This is a genomic window from Pseudomonas sp. MYb327 (genome assembly GCF_040438925.1).
Classification (GTDB): Bacteria; Pseudomonadota; Gammaproteobacteria; order Pseudomonadales; family Pseudomonadaceae; genus Aquipseudomonas.
Genome location: NZ_CP159258.1, coordinates 3,085,302 through 3,110,686 on the forward strand (window position 1 = coordinate 3,085,302; position 25,385 = coordinate 3,110,686).

Sequence of the window (25,385 nt, forward strand, 5' to 3'; positions counted from 1 at the left end):
GTTGCCTTGAATGACAAGCGAGCCGAAAAAGGGGACAGGCTTCAAACACTTTTTTTGCGCGGTTGTAGCGTCACCCAGTAACGGGTGCGCATTTGCACGTCCAGCGGCAGGCTTGCGGCGAGCAAAGAGAGGATGCGGTCGGTGTCGTCGAGACGAAAACTGCCGGTGACGCGCAGGTTTTCAAGCTCCGGCACCCAGCGCAGGACACCCGGTCGATAGGTGTCGAGCTCGCGCAGGAAATCCCCCAGCGGCTGGTTGTTCGCCATCAGCACGCCTTCGCGCCAACCGGGTTGCAGCACATCAAAGGCTTGCACTGGTCCGACGCCTGCCGCTTGCAGGTTGACCTGCTGGCCGGCGCGCAACGTCAGCGCGGCACCCTGCAACGGTTGCAACTGCACGGCGCCATTGAACACCGATACCCGGCAAGTGCGGGCATTCTGGCGGACACAGACTTCACTTTGACTGACGATGACCTGACCAAACCGGGTTTGAATCGTCAACGGCGCAGCGCCCGGTACTTTCAGCGACATTTCGCCTTCGACCAACTTCACATGATGATTCGGCAAATCCACATCAACGGCGCTGGCGGTATTGAGTTGCAGGGAACTGCCGTCGGCCAGTTGCACTTTTTTGCGCTCGCCGGTGGCAGTGTGCAAATCGGCACGCCAGACATCCAGCGGCAGTTGGCGGCTGATCAGCCACGCCGCTGGCACCAACGCCACGGCACCCAAGGCACGCTTGAGCACAATGCGTCGCGCTGGATCGGGACGGTCGAGACTGCTCAACGCCAGCGCTGAAGGCAGGTCGGCGAATCGCTGGCGCAAGGCTTGCGCCCTCTGCCAGGCCTGCTCGTGACTGGCCGAGGTTTCACGCCAGCGTTGCAGGTTCGCTCGGTCCTGCTCGGTGGCGCCACCGGACTCGAGCAACGCCAGCCACTGCGCCGCCGCGCGGACGGCTTGACGGGCATCGGGCGCCGAACTGTTCACAATTCCACCAACAGGCAATGTTCGTAGGCTTGTGCCATGTAGCGTTTGATCGTGCGATCAGAGACTTGCAGACGCTCGGCGATTTGCTGGTAGTTCAAGCCTTCGAGCTGACTCCACAGAAATGCACGCCGTACCGCCGTAGGTAATCCGTCGAGCAATTCGTCGAGGGCTTGCAGGGTTTCCAGCAAAATCCAGCGTTGCTCGGGGGACGGCACGCAGTCTTCAGGCAGCGATGCGAGGGCGCTGAGATACGCCTGCTCCAGGCTGCGACGCTGGTAGAAATTGCTCAGCAGACGCTTGCCCACTGTCAGCAGATAAGCGCGAGGCTCGTGCAGATCGGCGATCCGTTGCGAACTGGCGAGCAACCGCAGGAACGTATCCTGGCTGAGATCGGCCGCATCGCAGGCGTTGCCCATGCGGCGCCTCAACCAGCCTTCAAGCCAGCCACGGTGATCGCGGTACAGGTCGTGAAGGGTTTGCTCCTTCGGCATCGCTGCATCACTCATCTCAAGAAGCCCTGTGCCAAGGAGTTATCGTAAATGAGAGTGATTCTAATTAATGTAGCGGCCGCGACAAGTGCTTTATGGTGCGCTGATGAAGAAAGATTGGATGTTGAGTGCGAAAGAGGAGGAAATGCCAAATTCCAGACACAAAAAACCCCGGTCTTTCGACCAGGGTCTTTGCTATCGACTCGAAGTAGGCGCTGATGGCTTTCTTCGTAGCTCCGAGGCGTTCAGTGGGCCTCGGTGCAGATATGGCGCAGCGGACGGGACTCGAACCCGCGACCCCCGGCGTGACAGGCCGGTATTCTAACCGACTGAACTACCGCTGCGTATCGCTTTGGACTTTCGTCCAAGTAACTCGTCTGATTGAAAACTCAGTGGCTTTTCAATCTCGAACCAGATGAATCTGACTCGGAAAATATGGCGCAGCGGACGGGACTCGAACCCGCGACCCCCGGCGTGACAGGCCGGTATTCTAACCGACTGAACTACCGCTGCGCGTCGGTGGAGGCATTTCAGCCTACCTCTTGCTTTCGCAAGTATCTCGGGAGTGGTGGGTGATGACGGGATCGAACCGCCGACATTCTGCTTGTAAGGCAGACGCTCTCCCAGCTGAGCTAATCACCCGTTTGCATCTCCGAGGCCGCGAAATTTACGCAGGTAGCGAACCTAAGTCAATAGCAGGATTGAAGTTTTTCTGAAAAAGACAAAATCGTGTCATTCCGCATGTGCTTCGGATCTTTCAGATCGCTTTCGCGAGCGGGCTCGCTCACACAGTGGATCGCTGTTCTCAAGTGGGAGCTAGCCTATTCGCTGTAAATCATCTTCTTGGTCATGCCACCGTCGACCACGAACTCCTGGCCCGTGACAAACCCGGCGTTCTTCGACAGCAACCAGGCCACCATCGCCGCCACGTCCTCAACCGTCCCTACCCTGCCCGCCGGATGTTGCGCATGATCAGACTCGGTCAGCGGTTCGGCACGGCGTACGGAAGGATCGCGCGTGTCGATCCAGCCGGGGCTGACTGCATTGACCCGGATCTCCGGACCAAGGCTGATAGCCAGCGCATGAGTCAGGGCCAACAAGCCGCCCTTGCTCGCTGCATACGCCTCAGTGTCAGGTTCCGACTGGCCGGCGCGGGTTGATGCCAGATTGACGATCGCCCCGCTATGCGCCCGCAGATACGGCGCACAGTGCTTGGCTAACAACATCGGCCCGCTGAGGTTCACCGCCAGCACCCGATTCCAGTAAGCCAGATCAAGGCTTTCCAGGGTGATGTTGTGCGGATCGGCAACCGCTGCATTGCACACCAGCGCATCCAGTCGCCCGAACTGCCCCAGCACCTCGGCAACACCCAACGCCACCTGCCCCTCGTTCGAGACGTCCATGGCGATGAACCAGGCATTTTCGCCCAGCACCTTCGCCACTTTCGATCCGCGAACCCGATCCAGATCCGTCAGCACGACTTGCCAGCCTTCGCTGATCAGCCAGGCCGCAATGCCCAGGCCAATGCCCCGCGCAGCACCGGTAACCAGTGCGACACGGCCATTGGAGCCAGTTGGCGTGGACAACTCGATCACAAGGCAGCCAACCCGCGCGCCAGGTCGGCTTGCAGGTCAGCCACATCTTCCAGACCGACCGCAACGCGGATCAGACTGTCACGAATGCCCGCAGCCTCACGCTCTTGCGGCGCCAGTCGGCCGTGGGAGGTGGTGCTCGGGTGGGTAATGGTGGTTTTGCTGTCGCCCAGGTTTGCGGTGATCGAAATCAGACGGGTTGCATCGATAAAGCGCCAGGCACCCTCCTTGCCGCCCTTCACCTCGAAACTCACGACCGCGCCGAAACCCTTCTGCTGACGCAGGGCCAGTTCGTGCTGCGGATGGCTCTTGAGGCCGGCGTAATGGACTTTCTCGATACCGTCCTGCTGCTCCAGCCATTCGGCCAGTTGCTGGGCGTTGGCACAATGCGCCTTCATCCGCAGGTTCAGGGTTTCCAGACCTTTGAGGAAGATCCAGGCGTTGAACGGGCTGAGGGTTGGCCCGGCGGTACGCAGGAAACCGACCACTTCTTTCATTTGCTCGCTGCGACCGGCCACGACACCGCCCATGCAACGGCCTTGGCCGTCGATGAACTTGGTCGCTGAGTGCACAACGACGTCCGCGCCCATTTTCAGCGGCTGCTGCAGCGCCGGAGTGCAGAAGCAGTTGTCGACCACCAGCATCGCGCCTTTGGCGTGAGCGATTTTTGCCAGTTCGGCAATATCCACCAGCTCAGCCAGCGGGTTGGACGGCGACTCGACGAACAGCAATTTGGTGTTGGCCTTGATCGCCGCGTCCCAGCCGGACAAGTTGGCCAACGGCACGTAATCGACTTCTACGCCGAAACGCTTGAAGTACTTCTCGAACAGGCTGATGGTCGAGCCGAATACGCTTTGCGACACCAGCACGTGATCACCAGCGCTGCACAGGCTCATCACCACCGCCATGATCGCGGCCATGCCGGTCGCGGTGGCTACGGCCTGCTCGGCACCTTCCAGCGCGGCAATGCGCTCTTCGAAGGCGCGCACGGTCGGGTTGGTGTAGCGCGAGTAAACATTGCCCGGCACTTCCCCGGCAAAACGCGCGGCGGCGTCAGCGGCGGTACGGAATACATAGCTCGAAGTGAAGAACATCGGATCACCGTGTTCGCCTTCCGGCGTACGGTGCTGACCGGCACGTACGGCCAGGGTATCGAACGCTACGCCTTCGAGGTCGCTGTCCAACCGACCGGCATCCCAATCCTGACTCATGCTGTCACTCCTTTCCCTATTCTCGTAATTAAAAGCCAGATACAAAACCGGCCCCTCAGGGCCGGTAGTTACTCAGTTGTTATACAGATCGATGATCGCGCTGACTGCCTGCGTCTTGACCTTGGAGGCATCGTTACGAGCCTGCTCGATCTTGTTCAGGTAAGCCTCGTCGACGTCGCCGGTGACGTACTGGCCGTCGAACACTGCGCAGTCGAACTTGTCGATCTTGATCTTGCCGCCACCGACCGCTTCGATCAAGTCAGGCAAGTCCTGATAGATCAGCCAGTCGGCGCCGATCAGATCAGCCACGTCCTGGGTCGAACGGTTGTGGGCGATCAGTTCGTGGGCGCTCGGCATGTCGATACCGTAGACGTTCGGGAAGCGTACGGCAGGCGCTGCGGAGCAGAAGTAAACGTTCTTGGCGCCTGCTTCGCGAGCCATCTGGATGATCTGCTTGCAGGTGGTGCCGCGAACGATGGAGTCGTCCACCAGCATCACGTTTTTGCCGCGGAATTCCAGTTCGATGGCGTTGAGCTTCTGGCGAACGGATTTTTTCCGTGCAGCCTGGCCCGGCATGATGAAGGTCCGGCCGATGTAGCGGTTCTTCACGAAGCCTTCGCGGAATTTCACGCCCAGGTGGTTCGCCAGCTCCAAGGCCGCGGTGCGGCTGGTGTCCGGGATCGGGATGACCACGTCGATGTCATGCTCAGGACGCTCGCGCAGGATCTTCTCGGCGAGCTTCTCGCCCATGCGCAGACGGGCCTTGTAGACCGACACACCGTCGATGATCGAATCCGGACGCGCCAGGTAGACGTGTTCGAAGATGCACGGGGTCAGGGACGGGTTGGTCGCGCACTGACGGGTGTGCAGCTTGCCGTCTTCAGTGATGTAGACCGCTTCGCCCGGTGCCAGGTCGCGAATCAGGGTGAAACCAAGAACGTCCAGGGACACGCTTTCGGAGGCGATCATGTACTCGACGCCTTCGTCGGTGTGACGCTGGCCGAACACGATCGGGCGGATGCCGTGCGGGTCGCGGAAACCGACGATGCCGTAACCGGTCACCATCGCCACGACGGCGTAACCACCGACGCAACGGTTGTGCACGTCGGTAACAGCAGCGAACACGTCTTCTTCGGTTGGCTGCAACTTGCCGCGCTGGGCCAACTCGTGTGCAAACACGTTGAGCAGCACTTCCGAGTCGGAGCTGGTGTTGACGTGGCGCAGGTCAGATTCGTAAATCTCCTTGGCCAGTTGTTCAACGTTGGTCAGGTTACCGTTGTGCGCCAGGGTAATGCCGTAAGGCGAGTTGACGTAAAACGGTTGAGCTTCGGCCGAGGTCGAGCTGCCAGCGGTCGGATAACGCACATGGCCAATGCCCATGTGGCCGACCAGGCGCTGCATGTGACGCTGATGGAACACGTCACGCACCAGGCCATTGTCCTTGCGCAGGAATAACCGGCCATCATGGCTGGTCACGATACCGGCAGCGTCCTGGCCGCGGTGCTGGAGGACGGTTAGCGCGTCATACAGCGCCTGATTGACGTTCGACTTACCGACGATACCGACGATGCCACACATGCGACGCAACCCCTACTTAATGGATCTGGACTGAACAACACTCACTGAGGCGTTTTGGCCGTCGGCAAGAGTTGCTCCTTGAACGGTATTTCAGCGGGTACGCTGATACCGCTGGCAAGCCACTGACTGCTCCACCCGAGAATCAGGTTTTTGGACCAGTCTGCGACCAATAAAAATTTTGGCACGAGCTGGGACTCTTTCCACCAACCGTCCTGCTGTACCGGCCCCAGGCTCAACAGCCCGACCGCCACGACCACCAGCAACACGCCACGCGCAGCGCCGAAGGCCATGCCGAGGAATCGATCGGTCCCGGACAACCCGGTGACGCGAACCAACTCGCCGATAAGATAATTGATCATTGCGCCTACGATCAGCGTGGCGACAAACATGATGGCACAGCCCGTGATCACACGAGCCGACGGGGTCTGGATATATCCGGCGAGGTATTCGGACAATGAGCCACCGAACATCCAGGCAACGGCTCCTGCGATGATCCAGGTCACCAGCGACAATGCTTCTTTGACGAAGCCGCGGCTCAGACTGATCAATGCGGAGATGGCGACGATTGCAACGATCGCCCAGTCAACCCAGGTAAATGGCACAGTGCAGCCTACAGACGGATAAGGCGGCGCATTTTAGCAGAGCCCATGCTTATCGGTAAGCTGCGATTGTCAGTGCATTTCAAATCGGTGCGATAGATTTAGCCGCGTTCTGGTTGAAAGCGCACGACAAAACCCTTGAGGTTCTGCTGGCGGTTCAACAAGTCACGCAGACGATCGGCCTCGGCGCGCTCGATCAGCGGCCCGACAAAGACCCGGTTCTTGCCGTCGGCAGAGCGGATATAGGCGTTGTAACCCTGGCTACGCAGGGTTTTCTGCAGTTTTTCTGCACTTTCACGATTGGCCAGGCTGGCCAGTTGCACCGACCAACTGACCGACAGGCCATTGGCGTCGACGCGACTTTGCGTGGTATCCGGTTTACCCGGCGCCGCCGTGATGGGCTGGGCAGGCGCGGTAGCCGGTTTTGCGGCCAATGCAGGCACCGGCGCTGGCGCAGGCGGCGTAACCGGTTTGGCAGCAGGTGCCGGAGCCGTTGCAGCAGGTGCACTCGGTACCGCCGACGCTTCCTGTTGGACAATATCTTCATCGCTCGGCACCGGCTCCTGCGGCAGCGCTTGCGGCTCAGGCACCACCACCGGCTCGACCTGCACTTGCGGCATCGCCGGCGCTTGTGGCGCCGCAGGGGCTTCGACCGTGACCTGGCGCTGCTCATCCTGACGGGAGAACAGCATCGGCAGGAAAATCACGGCCAGTGCGACCAGAACCAGGGCGCCGACCATGCGCTGTTTGTAGGCTTTATCCAGCAATGCCATTTGCCGCTTCCTCCGTGGAGCGCCGAGCCAGCCATTCGAGGGCCTCGGCGACACAATAAAATGATCCGAACAACAGAATTTCGTCGTCGCTCGTCGCCAGCGCGCTCTGCCCTTCCAGGGCGGCGGCAACGCTGTGATAAGACGTTACCAAAGCACCACGCTTTTTCAGTGCGTCGTGCAAATCGGCAACCGGTCGCGCCCGAGGTGAATCGAGCGGAGCGACGGCCCAGTGCTCGACACTAGCACTCAATTCACCAATAACTCCATCCAGATCCTTGTCCGCCAGCAACCCGAACACCGCCAGACGCCTGCCGACCGGTGGACGACTGGCCAGACGCCGAGCCAGATACTCGGCCGCATGGGGGTTATGCCCCACATCCAGCAACAGATTCAGACGCTTGCCCTGCCAATCAAACTGCCGCCGATCGAGACGCCCGACCACTCGAGTGGCTTGCAACGCCTGAATAATCTGCCCATCGACCCACGGCAACCCCAGCAGCAGATAGGCCTGCAACGCCAGCGCAGCGTTTTCCATGGGCAGATCGAGCAACGGCAGATCACGCAACTCGACGACGCGACCTTGAGCATCAAGCCCGCGCCATTGCCAGTAGTGATCAGTGATGCCGAGATCGAAGTCGCGCCCACGCAGGAAAAACGGGCAATCAAGCTCGCGCGCCTTGTCCAGCAGGGGTTGTGGAGGATTCAGATCGCCACAAAGCGCAGGCGCGCCCTGACGGAAGATGCCGGCCTTCTCGAAGGCCACGGACTCACGGGTATCACCCAGGTAATCCGCATGATCGACGCCAATGCTGGTGACCAGCGCCATGTCGGCGTCCACCACGTTGACCGTGTCCAGACGCCCGCCCAGGCCGACTTCCAACACCACGGCGTCGAGCCCCGACTGTTGAAACAGCCAGAACGCCGCCAGGGTGCCCATTTCGAAATAAGTCAGGGAAGTGTTGCCGCGACCGGCTTCAACGGCAGCGAAGGCCTGGCACAGCTCGGCGTCAGTGGCTTCGACGCCGTTGACCTGCACCCGCTCGTTGTAACGCAGCAGATGCGGGGAATTGTAAACACCGACGTTCAGGCCCTGGGCCCGCAGCAACGACGCCACGAACGCACAGGTAGAACCCTTGCCGTTGGTGCCGGTGACCGTAATCACCCGAGGCGCCGGCTTGCCCAGTCCCATACGGGACGCTACCTGTCGCGAGCGCTCAAGGCCCATGTCGATGGCCGAGGGGTGCAACTGCTCAAGGTAGGCGAGCCACTCGCCAAGGGTACGTTCAGTCATATGTTGGCAGGTACCGGTGGAACCACGATCGGCTCGATTGGCGCGGCGACGAATTTCGGCGTCGGCAGGCCCATCATTTGCGCCAGCAGGTTACCCAGGCGCGGACGCAGTTCCTGACGGTGGATGATCATGTCGATCGCGCCGTGCTCCAGCAGGAACTCGCTGCGCTGGAAGCCTTCCGGCAGTTTTTCGCGCACGGTTTGCTCGATAACGCGCGGGCCGGCAAAGCCGATCAGGGCTTTCGGCTCGCCGACAATCACGTCGCCGAGCATCGCCAGACTGGCGGAAACACCGCCGTAGACCGGATCGGTCAACACGGAGATGAACGGAATGCCTTCTTCACGCAGACGCGCCAGAACCGCGGAGGTCTTGGCCATTTGCATCAGGGAGATCAGCGCTTCCTGCATCCGCGCACCACCGGAGGCGGAGAAGCAGATCATCGGGCAGCGTTTTTCCAGGGCGTAGTTGGCAGCGCGGACGAAGCGCTCACCGACGATGGCGCCCATCGAACCACCCATGAAGGAGAATTCAAACGCCGAGACCACGACCGGCATGCCCAGCAGGGTACCGCTCATCGAGATCAGCGCGTCTTTTTCGCCGGTCTGCTTTTGCGCAGCGGTCAGGCGATCCTTGTACTTCTTGCCGTCGCGGAATTTCAGGCGGTCAACCGGCTCCAGGTCGGCGCCCAGTTCGCTACGGCCTTCGGCGTCGAGGAAAATGTCGATACGGGCGCGGGCGCCGATACGCATGTGATGGTTGCACTTGGGGCAAACGTCCAGGGTCTTTTCCAGCTCTGGACGATACAGCACAGCCTCGCAGGACGGGCATTTGTGCCAAAGACCTTCAGGCACCGAGCTCTTCTTGACCTCGGAACGCATGATCGAAGGGATCAGTTTGTCTACTAACCAGTTGCTCATGCTTTCTTTCTCCAGTACCGGCGGCCCGAACGCTCTGGTTCGCAGCCCCGCGTATGCCCTTGAGCTAAATTCATGTGTGCGGCGATGTTTGATGAGCCGCCACGGTCAGCGCGAAACATGACCTGCGTGCAACCCCATAAACCCTCAGCCATGCCTGCTTTGTGCAAGTGCAGTTAAAGACGGCGGCAGTGTGCCAGCCGTCACATCACGACCCCGATCAAAAGATCGCAGCCTCGCTTCACTCGCCAGCTCCTACAGCCGCCTTGATAAACGCCTGAATCTTTGCGTGATCCTTGATGCCCTTGCTGGCCTCTACCCCACCGCTAACATCCACGGCATACGGTCGAACCCGCGCCACTGCCTCGGCGACGTTTTCCGGGGTCAGTCCGCCCGCCAGGATGATCGGTTTGCTCAGGCCTTGCGGTATCAATGACCAGTCGAACGCTTCACCGGTTCCCCCCGGAATGCCTTCGACATAGGCGTCGAGCAAGATACCGCTGGCGCTCGGATAAGCGTCGCAAGCCGCCGCGATGTCGTCACCGGCCTTGACCCGCAATGCCTTGATGTACGGGCGATGCCAGCCTTCGCAGTCCTCAGCGCTTTCGTCGCCATGGAACTGCAACAGGTCCAGCGGCACGGCGTCGAGGATCTCCCCCAACTCGCATCGGCTGACATTGACGAACAACCCCACGGTGGTCACGAACGGCGGCAACGCCTTGATGATCGAGCGCGCCTGCTGGAACGTCACTGCCCGCGGACTTTTGGCATAAAACACAAAACCAATGGCATCGGCCCCAGCCTCGACCGCTGCCAACGCATCTTCTATGCGGGTAATCCCGCAAATCTTGCTGCGAACGGCTGACATGTCGATAAAACCCCACGGCAAATCCGAGAAAGTCCCGGATGGTAACAAAAGCGTTCGAGGGCGTCAGCCGTCAAGTTCGGTGAAACCGGTGAGGAAATGCGGGCCGATGAAACGTTCGGGCAATTCGAACTCGTCGCGGTACTCGACCTGCACCAGATACAGGCCAAACGGATGCGCGGTCACCCCGCCGGAACGCCGGATTCGGCTCTCCAACACTTCTTTCATCCACTCCACCGGGCGCTCGCCTGCACCGATGGTCATCAGCACCCCGGCGATGTTTCGCACCATGTGGTGCAGGAACGCACTGGCGCGGATATCCAGGACAATCATCTTGCCGTGACGGGTAACGCGCAGATGATGCAGTTCCTTGATCGGCGACTTGGCCTGACATTGACCGGCGCGGAAAGCACTGAAGTCATGGGTCCCGACCAGATACTGCGCCGCTTCGGCCATGCGCTCGACGTCCAGCGGACGATGGTTCCAGGTGATTTCTTCGTTCAGGTGCGCCGGACGGATCTGATCGTTGTAGATCACGTAGCGATAGCGTCGGGCGATGGCCTTGAACCGCGCATGAAAATGCGCCGGCATGACTTTGGCCCAACTGACACTGACATCGTGTGGCAAGTTGATGTTGGCACCCATCACCCAGGCCTTCATCGAACGCTCGACCTGCGTATCGAAGTGCACCACCTGACCGCAAGCGTGAACGCCGGCATCGGTGCGCCCGGCGCAGAGCAGCGACACAGGTGAATCGGCGACTTTGGACAAGGCGTTTTCGAGGGTTTCCTGCACGGTCAGGACACCCGAAGCCTGGCGTTGCCAGCCGCGATATCGCGAGCCTTTGTATTCAACGCCCAGCGCGATCCGGAAAAAGCCGTCAGCCGCCATTTCGGCGGCCGGATTATCTATGTTTGCCAAGGGGGAACAGCCTGTTGATGTGCGCAAAGGCGGGCATTATAAGGCCGCCGAGCTTGGACGCCAGTACAACAGAAAGACCTGCGGCGAATGGGATACCCTCTTCGCGAGCAGGCTCCCTCCCACGGGGGATTGGTATCCAACACAAATGGCTTGAACAACTCGATCCATGCGGGAGCGAGCCTGCTGGCGATAGCGGCACCACAAGCACCATCGCATTACCGTTGAAACAAAAACGGCAGCCTCATCAGGCTGCCGTCTGTTTACAACGCATCAATCACTCACGCCAGACGCGCAAGCATTTCCTTCGCTTCGCTCTTCTGCCCGTCATCGCCTTCGGTCACTACCTCATTGAGGATGTCCCGGGCGCCATCGTTGTCACCCATGTCGATGTAGGCCTGGGCCAGATCGAGCTTGGTGGCGACTTCGTCGGTGCCGGACAGGAAATCGAATTCCGGTTCTTCATCCATGGAGGCCATGGCATCGTCCGCCGTGAAGGTCGGCTCAGCGATGCTTCCCGACAGGCTCTCCAACTCGGCGTTGACGTCATCCAGCTCCGCGGCGAATGCGTCTGGCGCATCCATTTCGTCGGCCAGCGACAGGTCAAAATCGGCCGGAAGCTCCAGATCATCCAGCGCCACTTCGGGCGCTGCTGGCGTTTCGATGACAGGCAGGTCCTTCACGCCTTCATCCAGATCCAGATCCAGCAGGAAGTCGTCTTCGGCGAGCATCGCTGGCGACGGCTCTGCGCCGAGGTCCATGTCCAGATCGAAGTCCGACAGGTCGTCGAGGTTTTCCTTGATTTCTGTCTGCTGCTGCAACACCGATCCAAAGCTCAGGTCATCGTCCAGCGGGAAATCTTCCAGATCGGCCAAGGTTGTTGCTTCAGGTTCTGGTGCAGGTGCAGGTGCAGGTGCGACCGGAGTGACGTTTTCCAGATCGTCCAGACTCAGGTCAAATGCGCTGTCGAAGTCATCGTCAACCGGCGCAGGCGCTTGAGGCTCGTCCAGCAACAGATCCTTAACGTATTGCGCATCCAACTCGGCAGCAGCGGCTGCTGCAGCGATACCACCGGCGGCGACCAGCGCCATGGCCGGGAAGCGGCTTTTGAGTTTTTCGACCTGGGCGAAATTGTCACCATTGGCCACCAACTGACGCTCCTGGCCCACGAACGCGTCGCGGTCGCCTTGCTGGCCATAGACTTCCATCAATTTCAGGCGCAAATCACTGCGTTGCGGCTCGAGTTTGATGCCCTCTTCCAGCAACGCCGTCGCCTGATTCAGGCGACCGGCGGCAATGTGCGACTGAGCCTTGCCCAATACGTCGTCGGAGCGATCGGCGGCCGGCGAGACCAACGGTGCTGCAATCGGTGGCGTAACCACAACCGGGGCAATCACCGGGGCCGGGACTGGAGCCGGGACAGGCGCTGGCGCTGGAGCTGGAACTGGAACTGGAGCTGGGACTGCCGCGGTGGCGAGCTTCACGTTCGGCGCTGGAACCTCCAGGCCTTCGAAAGTGCTGTCCGGCAGATCGAGATCAGCGGAGAACGGCTGATCTTCGGCCAGGGCGCGAGCCATGCGCAGGTGCTTTTCCGCTTCTTGTTGAGCTTTGCGGCGACGGGCCAGCAACAACAGCAACAGCAGCAGAACCACGACCCCGCCACCCGCCAGCCCCAACAGCCATGGGTTGGTCAGCAGCTCGTGGAATTGCTGTTCGTCGGAGGCTGCCGGGGCCGGCTCGGCGGGTGCCTCGGACGGAACCGGGGTAGCCTCAGGCGCTGACGCTACTGGAGCAGGTGCCACCGGCGCCACTTCAGCGGGTGTCGCCGCTGGAGCTGGCGTCAGTTCCGCCGTAATCGCCGGAGCAGTTGCAGCCGCAGCCGTCTCAGCCACCGGTGCATCCGCCCCGCCTTCGGCCTGCAATTTGGCCAGTTGATTGTTCTTCAGCTCGATCAGGCGCATCAGCTTTTCCTGCTGACTTTGCAAATCGGCCATGCGGCTTTTCAGCTCGGCGTTATCACGCCGAGTGGTATCTAGGCTTTCCCGTGTGACCGCCAACTTGTTGCTCAGGGCCTTGGCGTCGCCAGCGGCGCCTTTGCCACCCTTGCCGGATTCGGCGGAAACCAGGCTCAGCTTGTCGGTGGCGGTTTGTCCCGGAGCACCTTCAGCGCGGGCTCGCTTGGTGGCGTCGAGTTGCTGCTGCCCGGTTCCAGGCTTCGCAACATAAGGACGACCCTGACGCCACGCGGTGTTCTGCGCGGCTACTTCAGCAATGGCCTTGGGTTGCGCCAGGCTGGTGCTTTGCACCTGGTCCGGCAGACGCAGCACCTGACCGGTTTTCAGCCGGTTGATGTTGCCGTCGATAAAGGCATCCGGGTTCAACGCCTGGATGGCCAGCATGGTTTGCTGAATCGAACCGCCATTACGCGCCTTCGCGGCAATTTCCCAAAGGGTATCGCGCGGTGTGGTGGTGTATTCGGACGGTTTGGTCGAGCCGGTGACGGGCGTTGTCACACCTTGGGTCGGTGCAGATTGCGCAGCCGCTTCAGCGGTTTGCGGCGAGAATTTGGACGGATCGAGCAATACGCTGTAATCGCGCAGCAGGCGACCGTTGGGCCACATCACCTGAACCAGGAATTTCACCATCGGCTCGGAGAGTGGTTTGCTGGACGTCACACGCAGGATGCTTTTGCCACTGGCGTTCAGGACTGGAGTGAAGGTCAGGTCGTTGAGAAACGCCTGGCGGTCGACACCGGCCTTGGCGAAATCTTCAGGTGAAGCCAGGCTCGGCACCACTTCGGCAGCGGTGAGCTCCTTGACGTCGAGCAGCTCGATTTCGGCCACCAGCGGCTGGTTCAGCGTCGATTTCAGGGTCAGCTCCCCGAGCCCGAGGGCATGCGCCATACCGGAGGACAGCGCCGAGGCGGCCGCTATTGCTAACACCAGTTTGCGAACTTGAACCATAGCTCATCCTTAGTTTGAACATTCCTCGGCCAGCGAGAAGGTATTGATAGCCGCTGCCGTAAGGCATTGCGCGCGGCGGCGAAGGGTCGTCGCGCGCGGTCGTTTCATGCATGCCCCGGAAAGCACCGCAGGGTGGCTCGCCTTCAGCATTCCGGCCAAGCATGACGCTCGCCTGGAACCATTGGGAAAATTGTCGCCAAGTATCTTTTACAGCATGTCTTTTATCAACAATTCGGCCAGCTGCACAGCATTGAGCGCCGCACCTTTGCGTACGTTATCTGACGTCAACCACAAGTTTAGTTCCGACAGGTCGTCGATACCTCGGCGAACCCGACCAACGTAGACCACATCCTGCCCTACCGCGTCACCCACCGGTGTCGGGTAATCGCCAGCCTCAACCAACTCGATACCGGGTGCATCTTCCAGTGCGGCATTGACTTTCGCCAGGTCGATTTCGCTTGCTGCCTGCAAGGTCACGCTAAAGCTATCGCCAAAAAACACCGGAGCTTGAATGCACGTGACAGAAATCTTTAATGAAGGCAGCGCCATCACCTGACGCAACTCGCGCACGAGGCGCTTTTCCAGCAACGTGTGCCCCTGCTCGTCCGGTTTGCCGACCTGGGCCAACAGGTTGAAGGCCATCTGCCGATCAAAGAATTTCGGCTCCAGCGGTCGCACATTCAGCAGTTCCGCCGTCTGCCGGGCCAGCTCGCTCACGGCTTCGCGCCCTTGAGCGGAAACGGCCAGACTGGCGGTGAGGCTGATGCGTTGCAGATCGAGCAAACCAAGCAATGGCGCCAGCACCACCGCCAGCGTGGTGGCCGACGGGCTCGGGCTGCTGACCTGAAATGGCTTTTGCAGGCCGGACAGGATTTGCCCATTGGCTTCAGGCACCACTTGCGGTGCCTGATCGGCGGGCAAGGCGCCGGACAGATCGATCAGCGAGCAACCGGCGGCCGTGGCACGCGAAGCGAAACTCAGGGTCACCGCCGGGCCGGCAGCAAAGAACACCAGCTGCACCTTGCTGAAGTCGAATTCATCGACTTCGCGAACACGCACGTTCTTGCCGCGATATGGCACCGAATGCCCGGCGGATTCGCTGCTGGCCAACAGGTGCAGCGTGCCGATCGGGAAGTCGCGCTCTTCGAGAATCTGCACAAGCGTTTCGCCGACAGTACCGGTGGCGCCGATCACGGCAATATCAATGGACTGGCTCATGGTTCTACCTCTGGCGAAACGGGGGGAGCGGCACTTTACCGGGTGAGTGCCACACAGGCAATTCGACGGCGCTCGTACCGGCCTCATCGCTGGCAAGCCAGCTCCTACAGAGAGCGGTATCACGCACAAATTCTGGGTACACCACGAAACCTGTAGGAGCTGGCTTGCCGGCGATGACGCCAGACCAGCCAACCGGGAAACCTCAGGCATAAAAAAACCCGCACCTCTTGCAAGGCGCGGGCTCTTTCATTGCTTCAATCGATTAACGCTCAAGCAGGATCCGCAGCATGCGACGCAGCGGTTCGGCCGCACCCCACAGCAGCTGGTCGCCAACGGTGAACGCGCCGACGAATTGCGAACCCATGTTCAGCTTGCGCAGACGACCGACCGGAACGTTCAGGGTGCCGGTGACCTTGTTCGGGCTCAGCTCCTGGATACTGGTTTCACGGTTGTTCGGCACCAGCTTGACCCACGGGTTGTGCTGGCTGATCAGCCCTTCGATATCGGCGATCGGTACATCTTTGTTCAGCTTGATGGTCAGCGCCTGGCTGTGGCAGCGCATGGCGCCGATGCGCACGCAGATGCCGTCCACCGGGATCGGGCTCTTGAAGCGGCCGAGGATCTTGTTGGTCTCGGCCTGGGCCTTCCACTCTTCGCGGCTCTGGCCGTTCGGCAGTTCCTTGTCGATCCATGGGATCAGGCTACCGGCCAGCGGTACACCGAAGTTTTCGGTCGGGTACGCATCGCTGCGCATGGCTTCGGCCACACGACGGTCGATGTCGAGGATCGCGCTGGCCGGGTCGGCCAGTTGATCGGCGACAGCGGCGTGGGTCGCGCCCATTTGCTTGATCAGTTCACGCATGTTCTGCGCGCCGGCACCGGAGGCCGCCTGATAGGTCATGGCGCTCATCCACTCCACCAGACCTGCTTCGAACAGACCACCCAGACCCATCAGCATCAGGCTGACAGTGCAGTTGCCGCCGATGTAGTTCTTGGTGCCCGCGTCCAGTTGCTGGTCGATGACCTTGCGGTTCACCGGGTCCAGAACGATCACCGCGTCATCCTGCATGCGCAGGCTTGAAGCGGCGTCGATCCAGTAACCCTGCCAGCCGGCTTCGCGCAGTTTCGGGAAAACTTCGCTGGTGTAGTCGCCACCCTGGCAGGTCAGAATCACGTCGAGGGTTTTCAGCTCTTCAATGCTGTAAGCGTCCTTGAGCGGAGCAATGTCCTTGCCCACGGACGGGCCTTGGCCACCGACATTGGAAGTGGTGAAAAACACCGGCTCGATAAGATCGAAATCCTGCTCTTCCAGCATCCGCTGCATGAGCACGGAACCGACCATACCGCGCCAACCGATCAGACCTACACGTTTCATCGCAACTACACCTTCTTGAAATGTGGGCCGCTGCTTTCGGGGGTGAAATGGGCAGCGGGCCCGAGAGATTACAGATTCCGCAGCGCGGCGACTACTGCGTCACCCATTTCCTGCGTACCGACTTTAGTGCAACCGGCCGACCAGATGTCGCCCGTGCGCAAGCCCTGATCCAGCACCAGGCTGACGGCTTTTTCGATGGCATCGGCCGCAGCCTGCTGGTTGAAGCTGTAACGCAGCATCATCGAGACCGACAAAATGGTTGCCAGCGGGTTGGCAATGCCTTGGCCGGCAATGTCCGGCGCCGAACCGTGGCACGGCTCGTACATGCCCTTGTTGTTGGTGTCCAGGGACGCCGATGGCAGCATGCCGATGGAACCGGTGAGCATCGACGCCTGGTCGGACAGGATGTCGCCGAACATGTTGTCGGTAACGATCACGTCGAACTGCTTCGGTGCACGCACCAGCTGCATGGCGGCGTTGTCGACGTACATGTGGCTCAGTTCGACTTCCGGGTAATCCTTGGCCACTTCTTCAACGATTTCACGCCACAGTTGGCTGGAGGCCAATACGTTGGCCTTGTCCACGGAGCACAGCTTCTTGCTGCGCACCATGGCCATGTCGAAGCCGACGCGGGCGATGCGGCGGATTTCGCTTTCGCTGTACGGCAGGGTGTCGTAGGACTGACGCTCGCCGTTTTCCAGGGTACGGGTGCCGCGTGGCGCGCCGAAGTAAATACCGCCGGTCAGCTCGCGAACGATCAGGATGTCCAGGCCCGCCACGATTTCCGGCTTCAGGCTGGAAGCTTCGGCCAGTTGCGGGTAGAGGATCGCCGGACGCAGGTTGCCGAACAGGCCCAGTTGCGCACGGATTTTCAGCAGGCCGCGCTCAGGACGGATGTCACGCTCGATGGTGTCCCATTTCGGGCCGCCGACCGCGCCCAGCAGCACGGCATCGGCCGCGCGGGCACGTTCCAGGGTTTCATCGGCCAATGGCACGCCATGCTTGTCGATGGCCGCGCCACCGATCACGTCGTGGCTCAGTTCGAAGCCCAGGGCGAACTTGTCACTGGCCAGTTCCAGCACCTTAACCGCTTCGGCCATGATTTCCGGGCCAATACCGTCACCTGGGAGAATCAGAATCTGCTTGCTCATGCTTTCCTCATGTCATCAGTCGGTGCGCCCTGGGGGCACGCCCGGAAAAATTCGATCGCCTCAGGCCTATCGTTCAGCCATCAGTACCAGTACATCGGTACTGAACGAACCATCAGCCTCAATCTCAAAATATTCGCGTACTTCGTTGCCCATCGATTGCTGCAATTGGCGGATCGCGGCGCGCATCACTTCAGGTGTGCGCATGCGCTCGACCCAGCTGTTGTATTCCAGGCGAAGGCGCTGCCGCGTGGTGCTGCGGGTCTGCAACCCGGCTTCGCTGACCTGACGCAACCACTCGCCGGCGGAATAATCGCGCACGTGGCTGGTGTCGCGCAGCACTTCGACGCTTTGCAGGTAAGTGTCGAACAATGGACTGCCCGGTGACAACACATCGATGAACGCCGCCACACCGCCCGGCTTCAAGACCCGGCGCACTTCCCGCAGGGCCAGGCCGAGATCGCTCCAGTGGTGCGCCGAATATCGGCTGAACACGAAGTCGAACTCGCCATCGGCGAACGGCAAGCGCTCGGCGGCGCCGTTGACCGTGGCGACGTTGCTCAAGCCACGATCAGCGGCAGCTGCGGCGACCACGTCGAGCATCTGCTGCGAAAGGTCGTAGGCCACCACTTCTTTTACCAGAGCGGCCACGTGAAAACTCACATGACCGGCGCCGCAACCCAGGTCCAGAACTCGCGCATCGCCCTTCCCTGCCAGTTCAGCCTGTAGCAGCGCGAATTCGGTGCCTTGAGCGTGTACGGCGCTGCTCAGGTAGGCCGAAGCCTGTTCACCGAATTGCTTTTGGACTACCTGGCTGTGCTGGGCGGAGCTGGTCATGGGGACTTCCTTTTTGGGGTGAGTCTTGGGGTGTTCATTCGGGCCTCATCGCCAGCAAGCCGGCTCCTACAGGGGAATGCGTTTCAACTGTAGGAGCTGGCTTGCCAGCGATGGCGTCATCACGCCTTACGCAAAATCACGCGTCGCGAAACAACCACGGCTGACTCGCACGGTGCTTGGCTTCAAACGTCGCAATCGCATCGCCGTCCTGCAAGGTCAGGCCGATGTCGTCCAGGCCATTGAGCAAGCAGTGCTTGCGGAATGCGTCGATTTCAAAGCTCAGCACCTTGCCGTCCGGACGGGTCACGGTCTGGGCTTGCAGGTCGACCTGCAACTGGTAGCCCGGATTGGCCTCGACCTGTTGGAACAGCTCATCCACTTCGGCATCGCTCAAGATGATCGGCAGCAACCCGTTCTTGAAGCTGTTGTTGAAGAAGATGTCGGCGTAGCTCGGCGCGATGATGCTGCGGAAACCGTATTCTTCCAGGGCCCACGGCGCGTGTTCGCGGCTGGAGCCGCAACCGAAGTTCTCGCAGGCCAGTAACACGCTGGCGCCTTGATAACGCTCGGCGTTGAGCACGAACTCCTTGTTCAGCGGACGCTTGGAGTTGTCCTGGTACGGTTGCCCCACGTCCAGGTAGCGCCATTCATCGAACAGGTTCGGGCCGAAACCGGTGCGCTTGATCGACTTCAAGAACTGCTTCGGGATGATCTGGTCGGTGTCGACGTTGGCACGATCCAAAGGCGCGACAAGTCCGGTATGTTGAGTAAATGCTCTCATGCTTACTGCGCTCCCTGGATCAATTCACGGACGTCGACGAAACGACCGTTCACAGCGGCTGCGGCGGCCATGGCCGGGCTGACGAGGTGGGTACGGCCACCGGCGCCCTGACGGCCTTCGAAGTTACGGTTCGACGTGGAAGCGCAATGCTCGCCTGATTCCAAACGGTCCGGGTTCATCGCCAGGCACATCGAGCAACCTGGTTCGCGCCATTCGAAACCGGCTTCGAGGAAAATCTTGTCCAGGCCTTCCGATTCCGCCTGCGCCTTCACCAGACCCGAACCCGGAACCACGATGGCCTGCTTGATGGTCGAAGCCACTTTGCGGCCCTTGGCAATCACCGCCGCAGCGCGCAAATCTTCGATTCGCGAGTTGGTGCAGGAGCCGATAAATACGCGGTCCAGCTGAATGTCGGTGATCGCCTGATTGGCGGTCAAACCCATGTACTTCAAGGCACGTTCGATGGAGCCGCGCTTGACCAGATCCATTTCCTTCGCAGGATCCGGAACGTTCTGATCGACCGCCAACACCATTTCCGGCGAAGTGCCCCAGCTCACCTGCGGCTTGATCTGGGTCGCGTCGAGTTCAACGATGGTGTCGAACTTGGCGTCTTTATCAGAAACCAGGTCTTTCCACGCTTCGACAGCCAAGTCCCATTCCGCGCCTTTCGGAGCAAATGGACGGCCCTTCACGTAAGCCACGGTTTTTTCGTCGGCGGCCACCAGACCTACGCGAGCGCCGGCCTCGATGGACATGTTGCAGATAGTCATGCGGCCTTCGACAGACAGGTCACGAATCGCGCTACCGGCGAACTCGATGGCGTGGCCGTTGCCGCCGGCAGTGCCGATCTTGCCGATCACCGCGAGGACGATGTCCTTGGCGGTTACGCCGAACGGCAACTTGCCTTCGACGGAAACCAGCATGTTTTTCATTTTCTTGGCGACCAGACACTGGGTGGCGAGCACGTGCTCGACCTCGGAAGTGCCAATACCGTGAGCCAAGGCGCCGAATGCGCCGTGGGTCGAGGTGTGGGAGTCGCCGCAAACCACGGTCATGCCCGGCAAGGTAGCGCCCTGCTCCGGGCCGATGACGTGGACGATGCCTTGGCGGACGTCGTTCATCTTGAATTCGACGATACCGTATTCATCACAGTTGTCGTCGAGGGTCTGGACCTGCAGACGCGAGACCTGGTCAACAATGGCGTCGATGCCGCCCTTGCGCTCCGGAGTGGTCGGTACGTTGTGGTCCGGGGTCGCGATGTTGGCATCGATGCGCCAAGGCTTGCGCCCGGCCAGACGCAGACCTTCAAAGGCTTGCGGCGAAGTCACTTCGTGGATGATGTGACGATCGATGTAGATCAGCGCAGAGCCATCGTCGCGCTGCTTGACCAAATGCGAATCCCAGAGCTTGTCGTAGAGCGTTTTGCCGGCCATCAGACGGTTCCTCATCAGCTTGTTTCTATGCCCCGGGCTTTGAGATTTTCAATAACCCTTTGGCTTGTGAGGCTGATCCTATGGGGTTACATTAAATAACTCAAATTCATATTTTTTATGCTTTGGATAACCAACTGGAATACAGATATGGATCTGGCCAACCTCAATGCCTTTATTGCCATCGCCGAGACCGGCAGCTTCTCCGGCGCGGGCGAACGGCTGCACCTGACCCAGCCGGCCATCAGCAAACGCATCGCCGGGCTCGAACAGCAATTGAAGGTGCGGCTGTTCGATCGATTGGGCCGTGAAGTCGGTCTGACCGAGGCTGGCCGCGCCTTGCTGCCGCGCGCGTACCAAATTCTGAATGTACTGGATGATACTCGCCGCGCCCTGACCAACCTCACCGGCGAGGTGGCCGGCCGTCTGACTCTGGCCACCAGTCACCACATCGGCCTGCACCGGTTGCCGCCTTTATTAAGAGAATTCACCCGACGCTATCCGGACGTGGCGCTGGATATTCAGTTCCTCGATTCGGAAGTGGCCTACGAAGAAATTCTCCATGGCCGGGCCGAATTGGCGGTCATCACTTTGGCGCCGGAACCCCACGCGCTGGTCAAGGCCACGCCGGTGTGGGATGACCCGCTGGATTTCGTGGTCGCCCCGGAGCATTCGCTACTCCTCAACGGCAAGGTCAGCCTTGCGGATATCGCCCTTCACCCGGCGGTTTTTCCCGGTGGCAACACCTTTACCCATCACATCGTCCAGCGCCTTTTTGAAGCCCAGGGCCTGACGCCGAACATCGCCATGAGCACCAATTACCTGGAGACCATCAAGATGATGGTCTCCATTGGCCTGGCATGGAGCGTATTGCCGCGCACCATGCTTGATGATCAAGTTGCACGAATACCGCTGCCGGGCATACAACTGTCTCGCCAGCTAGGCTATATCCTGCACACAGAAAGGACGCTCTCGAATGCAGCACGGGCCTTCATGGCGCTGCTGGATGCTCAAATCGAACTGCCAGGGACTCAAGGCTGACTTGTGCTACTTCTATAGAGCCGCGAAATCCTGTGCCAATTGCCCACATCAGCCCAAGGCTTGCCAATGCCGAAATCTGTAGACCGTATTCCGCCGATGCCGCGCATTCAGGCGCTTGACCCAAAACGATCCGAGCAGAGTTGGGAAAGTGCCTCACAATTGCTGGCCGCTTTGAACGGTGCGCGGCTGGGTGCCTGGTATTGGGACATCGAACGCGGTCAGATCAGTTGGTCGCGGGGCACGCAGGCGCTGTTCGGCTTCGATCCGCGGCAACCATTGCCGGCCGATCTGGAATACCTCGACTTGCTGCCACCGGAAGATCGGGCGAAAACCGTTCGCGCGTTCCACGCCGTCATCGCCGGCGCGCCGCTGGAGCAAGCGATGCATCACCGCATTCGCTGGCCCGATGGCAGCTTGCATTGGCTGGAGATCAACGGCAGCCTGTTGCCGGACAAACACGGCCGCCCCCGCATGATCGGGGTGATCCGAGAGATCACCCACCAACGTCAGCGTGAACAGGCGCTGAGCAGTTCGGAAAAACGCTTCGCCACGCTGTTTCACCTGTGCCCGAACATGGTCCTGCTGACTCGCCAGGACGATGGCTTGATTACCGAAGCCAATCAGTATTTCGAGAGTCTGTTCGGCTGGCCGGTACAACACGCCATCGGCCGCACCACACTGGAACTGGGCTTGTGGGTACACCCCGAACAACGGGCGGAACTGGTCAAGGCCACCAAGGCCAAAGGCGAACTGATCAGCATGGAGGTGCAGTTTCGTGCCAGCAATGGCCAGATCCACGACGGCATCCTCAGCGCTCAAAAGGTCGAACTCGAAGGCCAGCCCTATTTGCTGAGTACGTTCCTCGACACCACGGAACGCAAAGCCGCCGAACATGCGCTGAAGGACAGTCAGGAACGCCTCGACCTGGCCTTGGACTCAGCGCAACTGGGTACCTGGGATTGGCATATACCCAGCGGCATGCTCTACGGTTCGGCCCGCGCCGCGCAGTTGCACGGGATGGAAGCGAAGCCCTTTCATGAATCCTTCGACGAGTTTTTCGAGGGCGTGCCCGATGAGGAACGCGACACCATGCGCGATGCCTATCGCAGCCTGCGCGAAGGCCCCGCCGGCAACTATCAACTGACCTATCGCGTGCAGCTGCCGGACGGCAGTTCGCGTTACCTGGAAAGCCGAGCCCGGCTCTATCGCGATGAAAACGGTGCGCCGCTGCGCATGGCCGGCACCCTGCTCGACATCACCGACCAGGTCGAACGCGAGCAACAACTGGTGGCCTCCGAAGAGAAATTCGCCACGCTGTTCCAGGTCAGCCCGGACCCGATCTGCGTGACCCGCCAGGACACCGGGCAATTCATCGAAATCAACTCCAGCTTCACCCAGACGTTTGGCTGGAGCGCCGCTGATGTGATCGGGCGCAGCGCCGACGAAATCGGCCTGTGGGACGCCTCGGGAAAAAGCTTGCAGCGGGTCGAACAGGTCATCCGTGAACAAGGGCTGAATAACGTAGCGACCCTGGTCCGGCACAAGGACGGGCAGTCGCTGACCTGCGTGATTTCCAGCCGCCAGATCAACGTCGGTGACCAGCCCTGTGTCGTCACTACCCTGCGCGATATCTCTCAACAACAACGCTCGGATGCCGCGCTCAAGGCTAGCGAAGAAAAGTTCGCCAAGGCGTTTCACTCTAGCCCCGACGCCATCACCATCACCGAACGCGACACCGGGCGTTATCTTGAGGTCAACGACGGATTCAGCCGCCTGACCGGCTACCGCGCCGACGAAGTGATCGGCCGCACGGTGTATCAGGTCGGGATCTGGGCCGAAGAAAAACAGCGCTCGGCATTGTTGGCCGAACTGCAAATCAAGGGCCGGGTCCATCACCTCGAAATGCTCGGGCGTAACAAGCGCGGCGAATTACTGACCGTCGAAGTCTCGGTGGAGCCGATTACCCTTAACGAAACCGCGTGCCTGTTGCTGACGGCGCGGGATGTCAGTCTTTTGAAAAACGCCGAAGCGCAGATCCGCCACTTGGCCTACCACGACCCGCTGACTAACCTGCCCAACCGCGCGTTGCTGATGGACCGCCTGAGCCAGCAGATTGCCTTGCTTAAACGCCACAACCTGCGTGGCGCGCTGATGTTTCTCGATCTCGATCACTTCAAGCACATCAATGATTCCCTCGGCCATCCAGTGGGCGACACGGTGCTGAAAATCATCACCGCGCGCCTTGAAGCCAGCGTGCGCATGGAGGACACCGTCGCACGGCTGGGCGGTGATGAATTCGTCGTGCTGCTTAGCGGCCTCGAGGGCTCGCGCAACGAGGTCAGCGATCAGGTCATACAGCTGGCGGATACTATCCGCGAGTTGCTTTCGGAGCCAATGTTCCTCGACGGCCAGCGCCTGCAAGTTACTCCGAGCATCGGCATTGCGCTGATTCCCGATCACGGCTCGACGCCGACCGATCTGCTCAAGCGCGCCGATATCGCGCTGTATCGCGCCAAGGACTCCGGGCGCAACACCGCGCAGATGTATCACAACACCATGCAAAAGGCCGCCAGCGAGCGCCTGCGCATGGAAACCGATTTGCGCCTGGCCCTTTCCCGGGGTGAGTTTCGTGTGCATTACCAGCCCCAGGTCGACGCCCGGGATAACCGCATCGTCGGTGCCGAAGCGCTGGTGCGCTGGAACCATCCGGAACTCGGCGCGCAATCCCCCACCGAATTCATCAAGGTCCTGGAGGACAGCGGACTGATTCTGGAGGTCGGCAGCTGGATCGTCGATGAAGCCTGCAAGTCCTTCAGGCAACTGATCCTGAAAGGCCTGGTGGACCCGCTGGATTTCAGCCTGTGTGTAAACATCAGCCCACGACAGTTCCGCCAGAACGACTTTGTCGAACGCATCGAAAACAGCCTCGCCAGCTACGGCCTGCCCTGCTCGTTGCTGAAACTGGAAATTACCGAAGGCATCGTCATCCAGAACCTGGAAGACACCATCAACAAAATGCGCCGCCTGAAAAAACTCGGCGTGAGCTTTGCCATGGACGACTTCGGTACGGGCTACTCGTCGCTGACCTACCTCAAGCGCCTGCCGGTCGACACACTGAAAATCGACCAGTCGTTCATCCGCGACGCCACCACCGATCCCAACGACGCCGAAATCATCCGCGCGATCGTCGCCATGGCGCGCAGCCTGGAACTCAAAGTGATCGCCGAAGGTGTGGAAACTCCGGAGCAACTGGAGTTCTTGCAAGGGCTGGACTGCCATTTCTATCAGGGGTATTTGCACAGCCCGCCGTTGCCGGTTGATGAGTTTCAGAAATTGCTTAGGTAGTCGTCGCAATAAGGTGTAACCAATGTACTGCT

Annotated in this window: 20 protein-coding genes and 3 tRNA genes; 2 read left to right on the forward strand and 21 right to left on the reverse strand. The window is 60.3% G+C overall.

Annotated elements, in window-relative coordinates:
- Positions 1-41: 41 nt before the first annotated feature.
- The 21 genes from ABVN21_RS13860 to leuC all read right to left on the reverse strand — a co-directional run bounded on the left by ABVN21_RS13860 (position 42) and on the right by leuC (position 20,970).
- Positions 42-986, reverse strand: a complete 945-nt coding sequence (locus ABVN21_RS13860; protein WP_339553264.1) for a FecR domain-containing protein — start codon at positions 984-986, stop codon at positions 42-44.
- Positions 983-1,492, reverse strand: coding sequence for a sigma-70 family RNA polymerase sigma factor (locus ABVN21_RS13865; RefSeq protein ID WP_339553263.1), 510 nt, complete (start codon positions 1,490-1,492; stop codon positions 983-985). The genes ABVN21_RS13860 and ABVN21_RS13865 overlap by 4 nt, the downstream gene beginning before the upstream one ends.
- Positions 1,493-1,741: 249 nt before the next feature.
- Positions 1,742-1,818 (reverse strand) — tRNA-Asp (locus ABVN21_RS13870).
- 92 nt (positions 1,819-1,910) lie between these two features.
- Positions 1,911-1,987: transfer RNA gene (locus ABVN21_RS13875), tRNA-Asp, on the reverse strand.
- A gap of 53 nt (positions 1,988-2,040) precedes the next feature.
- Positions 2,041-2,116: transfer RNA gene (locus ABVN21_RS13880), tRNA-Val, on the reverse strand.
- A gap of 179 nt (positions 2,117-2,295) precedes the next feature.
- Positions 2,296-3,069: an SDR family oxidoreductase gene (locus ABVN21_RS13885; RefSeq protein WP_339553262.1), complete on the reverse strand. Its 774-nt coding sequence runs from the start codon at positions 3,067-3,069 to the stop codon at positions 2,296-2,298.
- Complete coding sequence (locus tag ABVN21_RS13890; protein WP_034150927.1) at positions 3,066-4,277, reverse strand: O-succinylhomoserine sulfhydrylase; 1,212 nt, start codon at positions 4,275-4,277, stop codon at positions 3,066-3,068. Before ABVN21_RS13890 ends, ABVN21_RS13885 begins: the two co-directional genes overlap by 4 nt.
- 72 nt (positions 4,278-4,349) lie before the next feature.
- Complete coding sequence (purF, locus tag ABVN21_RS13895; RefSeq protein WP_034150926.1) at positions 4,350-5,855, reverse strand: amidophosphoribosyltransferase; 1,506 nt, start codon at positions 5,853-5,855, stop codon at positions 4,350-4,352.
- 41 nt (positions 5,856-5,896) lie between these two features.
- Positions 5,897-6,457 (reverse strand): CvpA family protein, encoded by a 561-nt coding sequence (locus ABVN21_RS13900; RefSeq protein WP_339553261.1) that lies wholly within the window; start codon positions 6,455-6,457, stop codon positions 5,897-5,899.
- Positions 6,458-6,555: 98 nt separating this feature from the next.
- Positions 6,556-7,227 (reverse strand): SPOR domain-containing protein, encoded by a 672-nt coding sequence (locus tag ABVN21_RS13905; protein WP_339553260.1) that lies wholly within the window; start codon positions 7,225-7,227, stop codon positions 6,556-6,558.
- Positions 7,211-8,518 carry a bifunctional tetrahydrofolate synthase/dihydrofolate synthase gene (gene folC, locus ABVN21_RS13910; RefSeq protein WP_339553259.1) on the reverse strand — a complete coding sequence of 436 codons (1,308 nt, stop codon included), beginning with the start codon at positions 8,516-8,518 and terminating at the stop codon, positions 7,211-7,213. The genes ABVN21_RS13905 and folC overlap by 17 nt, the downstream gene beginning before the upstream one ends.
- Positions 8,515-9,435, reverse strand: coding sequence for an acetyl-CoA carboxylase, carboxyltransferase subunit beta (accD, locus tag ABVN21_RS13915; protein WP_339553258.1), 921 nt, complete (start codon positions 9,433-9,435; stop codon positions 8,515-8,517). The genes folC and accD overlap by 4 nt, the downstream gene beginning before the upstream one ends.
- Before the next feature lie 238 nt (positions 9,436-9,673).
- Positions 9,674-10,300, reverse strand: coding sequence for a phosphoribosylanthranilate isomerase (locus tag ABVN21_RS13920; protein ID WP_339553257.1), 627 nt, complete (start codon positions 10,298-10,300; stop codon positions 9,674-9,676).
- Positions 10,301-10,363: 63 nt separating this feature from the next.
- The gene (gene truA, locus ABVN21_RS13925; RefSeq protein WP_339553314.1) at positions 10,364-11,188 is read right to left on the reverse strand and encodes a tRNA pseudouridine(38-40) synthase TruA; all 825 of its coding nucleotides are present in this window, start codon (positions 11,186-11,188) and stop codon (positions 10,364-10,366) included.
- A 308-nt stretch (positions 11,189-11,496) separates the two neighbouring features.
- Positions 11,497-14,178: a FimV/HubP family polar landmark protein gene (locus ABVN21_RS13930; protein WP_339553256.1), complete on the reverse strand. Its 2,682-nt coding sequence runs from the start codon at positions 14,176-14,178 to the stop codon at positions 11,497-11,499.
- A gap of 207 nt (positions 14,179-14,385) precedes the next feature.
- A complete protein-coding gene (locus tag ABVN21_RS13935; RefSeq protein ID WP_339553255.1) occupies positions 14,386-15,396 on the reverse strand; it encodes an aspartate-semialdehyde dehydrogenase in 1,011 nt (336 codons plus the stop codon).
- A gap of 262 nt (positions 15,397-15,658) precedes the next feature.
- Positions 15,659-16,771, reverse strand: a complete 1,113-nt coding sequence (asd, locus tag ABVN21_RS13940) for an aspartate-semialdehyde dehydrogenase (protein WP_034150917.1) — start codon at positions 16,769-16,771, stop codon at positions 15,659-15,661.
- A gap of 68 nt (positions 16,772-16,839) precedes the next feature.
- Positions 16,840-17,922, reverse strand: a complete 1,083-nt coding sequence (leuB, locus tag ABVN21_RS13945) for a 3-isopropylmalate dehydrogenase (RefSeq protein ID WP_339553254.1) — start codon at positions 17,920-17,922, stop codon at positions 16,840-16,842.
- A 66-nt stretch (positions 17,923-17,988) separates the two neighbouring features.
- Positions 17,989-18,756 (reverse strand): class I SAM-dependent methyltransferase, encoded by a 768-nt coding sequence (locus ABVN21_RS13950; protein WP_339553253.1) that lies wholly within the window; start codon positions 18,754-18,756, stop codon positions 17,989-17,991.
- Positions 18,757-18,892: 136 nt separating this feature from the next.
- A complete protein-coding gene (gene leuD / locus ABVN21_RS13955) occupies positions 18,893-19,537 on the reverse strand; it encodes a 3-isopropylmalate dehydratase small subunit (RefSeq protein ID WP_339553252.1) in 645 nt (214 codons plus the stop codon).
- A 2-nt stretch (positions 19,538-19,539) separates the two neighbouring features.
- Positions 19,540-20,970, reverse strand: coding sequence for a 3-isopropylmalate dehydratase large subunit (leuC, locus tag ABVN21_RS13960; RefSeq protein ID WP_339553251.1), 1,431 nt, complete (start codon positions 20,968-20,970; stop codon positions 19,540-19,542).
- A 147-nt stretch (positions 20,971-21,117) separates the two neighbouring features.
- Here leuC and ABVN21_RS13965 point away from each other — a divergent pair, with 147 nt between their 5' ends.
- Both ABVN21_RS13965 and ABVN21_RS13970 read left to right on the forward strand, forming a co-directional pair.
- Positions 21,118-22,008, forward strand: a complete 891-nt coding sequence (locus ABVN21_RS13965; protein WP_339553250.1) for a LysR family transcriptional regulator — start codon at positions 21,118-21,120, stop codon at positions 22,006-22,008.
- Positions 22,009-22,074: 66 nt separating this feature from the next.
- Positions 22,075-25,353 carry an EAL domain-containing protein gene (locus ABVN21_RS13970; protein WP_339553249.1) on the forward strand — a complete coding sequence of 1,093 codons (3,279 nt, stop codon included), beginning with the start codon at positions 22,075-22,077 and terminating at the stop codon, positions 25,351-25,353.
- Positions 25,354-25,385: the final 32 nt, after the last annotated feature.

Excerpts from the sequence above, each read along its gene's own strand:
- ABVN21_RS13865 (WP_339553263.1), bottom strand. The coding sequence starts at position 1,492 with ATGAGTGATGCAGCGATGCCGAAGGAGCAAACCCTTCACGACCTGTAC.
- ABVN21_RS13890 (WP_034150927.1), bottom strand. The coding sequence starts at position 4,277 with ATGAGTCAGGATTGGGATGCCGGTCGGTTGGACAGCGACCTCGAAGGC.
- purF (WP_034150926.1), bottom strand. The coding sequence starts at position 5,855 with ATGTGTGGCATCGTCGGTATCGTCGGTAAGTCGAACGTCAATCAGGCG.
- ABVN21_RS13905 (WP_339553260.1), bottom strand. The coding sequence starts at position 7,227 with ATGGCATTGCTGGATAAAGCCTACAAACAGCGCATGGTCGGCGCCCTG.
- folC (WP_339553259.1), bottom strand. The coding sequence starts at position 8,518 with ATGACTGAACGTACCCTTGGCGAGTGGCTCGCCTACCTTGAGCAGTTG.
- accD (WP_339553258.1), bottom strand. The coding sequence starts at position 9,435 with ATGAGCAACTGGTTAGTAGACAAACTGATCCCTTCGATCATGCGTTCC.
- ABVN21_RS13920 (WP_339553257.1), bottom strand. The coding sequence starts at position 10,300 with ATGTCAGCCGTTCGCAGCAAGATTTGCGGGATTACCCGCATAGAAGAT.
- truA (WP_339553314.1), bottom strand. The coding sequence starts at position 11,188 with ATGGCGGCTGACGGCTTTTTCCGGATCGCGCTGGGCGTTGAATACAAA.
- ABVN21_RS13930 (WP_339553256.1), bottom strand. The coding sequence starts at position 14,178 with ATGGTTCAAGTTCGCAAACTGGTGTTAGCAATAGCGGCCGCCTCGGCG.
- ABVN21_RS13935 (WP_339553255.1), bottom strand. The coding sequence starts at position 15,396 with ATGAGCCAGTCCATTGATATTGCCGTGATCGGCGCCACCGGTACTGTC.
- asd (WP_034150917.1), bottom strand. The coding sequence starts at position 16,771 with ATGAAACGTGTAGGTCTGATCGGTTGGCGCGGTATGGTCGGTTCCGTG.
- leuB (WP_339553254.1), bottom strand. The coding sequence starts at position 17,922 with ATGAGCAAGCAGATTCTGATTCTCCCAGGTGACGGTATTGGCCCGGAA.
- ABVN21_RS13950 (WP_339553253.1), bottom strand. The coding sequence starts at position 18,756 with ATGACCAGCTCCGCCCAGCACAGCCAGGTAGTCCAAAAGCAATTCGGT.
- leuD (WP_339553252.1), bottom strand. The coding sequence starts at position 19,537 with ATGAGAGCATTTACTCAACATACCGGACTTGTCGCGCCTTTGGATCGT.
- leuC (WP_339553251.1), bottom strand. The coding sequence starts at position 20,970 with ATGGCCGGCAAAACGCTCTACGACAAGCTCTGGGATTCGCATTTGGTC.
- ABVN21_RS13965 (WP_339553250.1), top strand. The coding sequence starts at position 21,118 with ATGGATCTGGCCAACCTCAATGCCTTTATTGCCATCGCCGAGACCGGC.
- ABVN21_RS13970 (WP_339553249.1), top strand. The coding sequence starts at position 22,075 with ATGCCGAAATCTGTAGACCGTATTCCGCCGATGCCGCGCATTCAGGCG.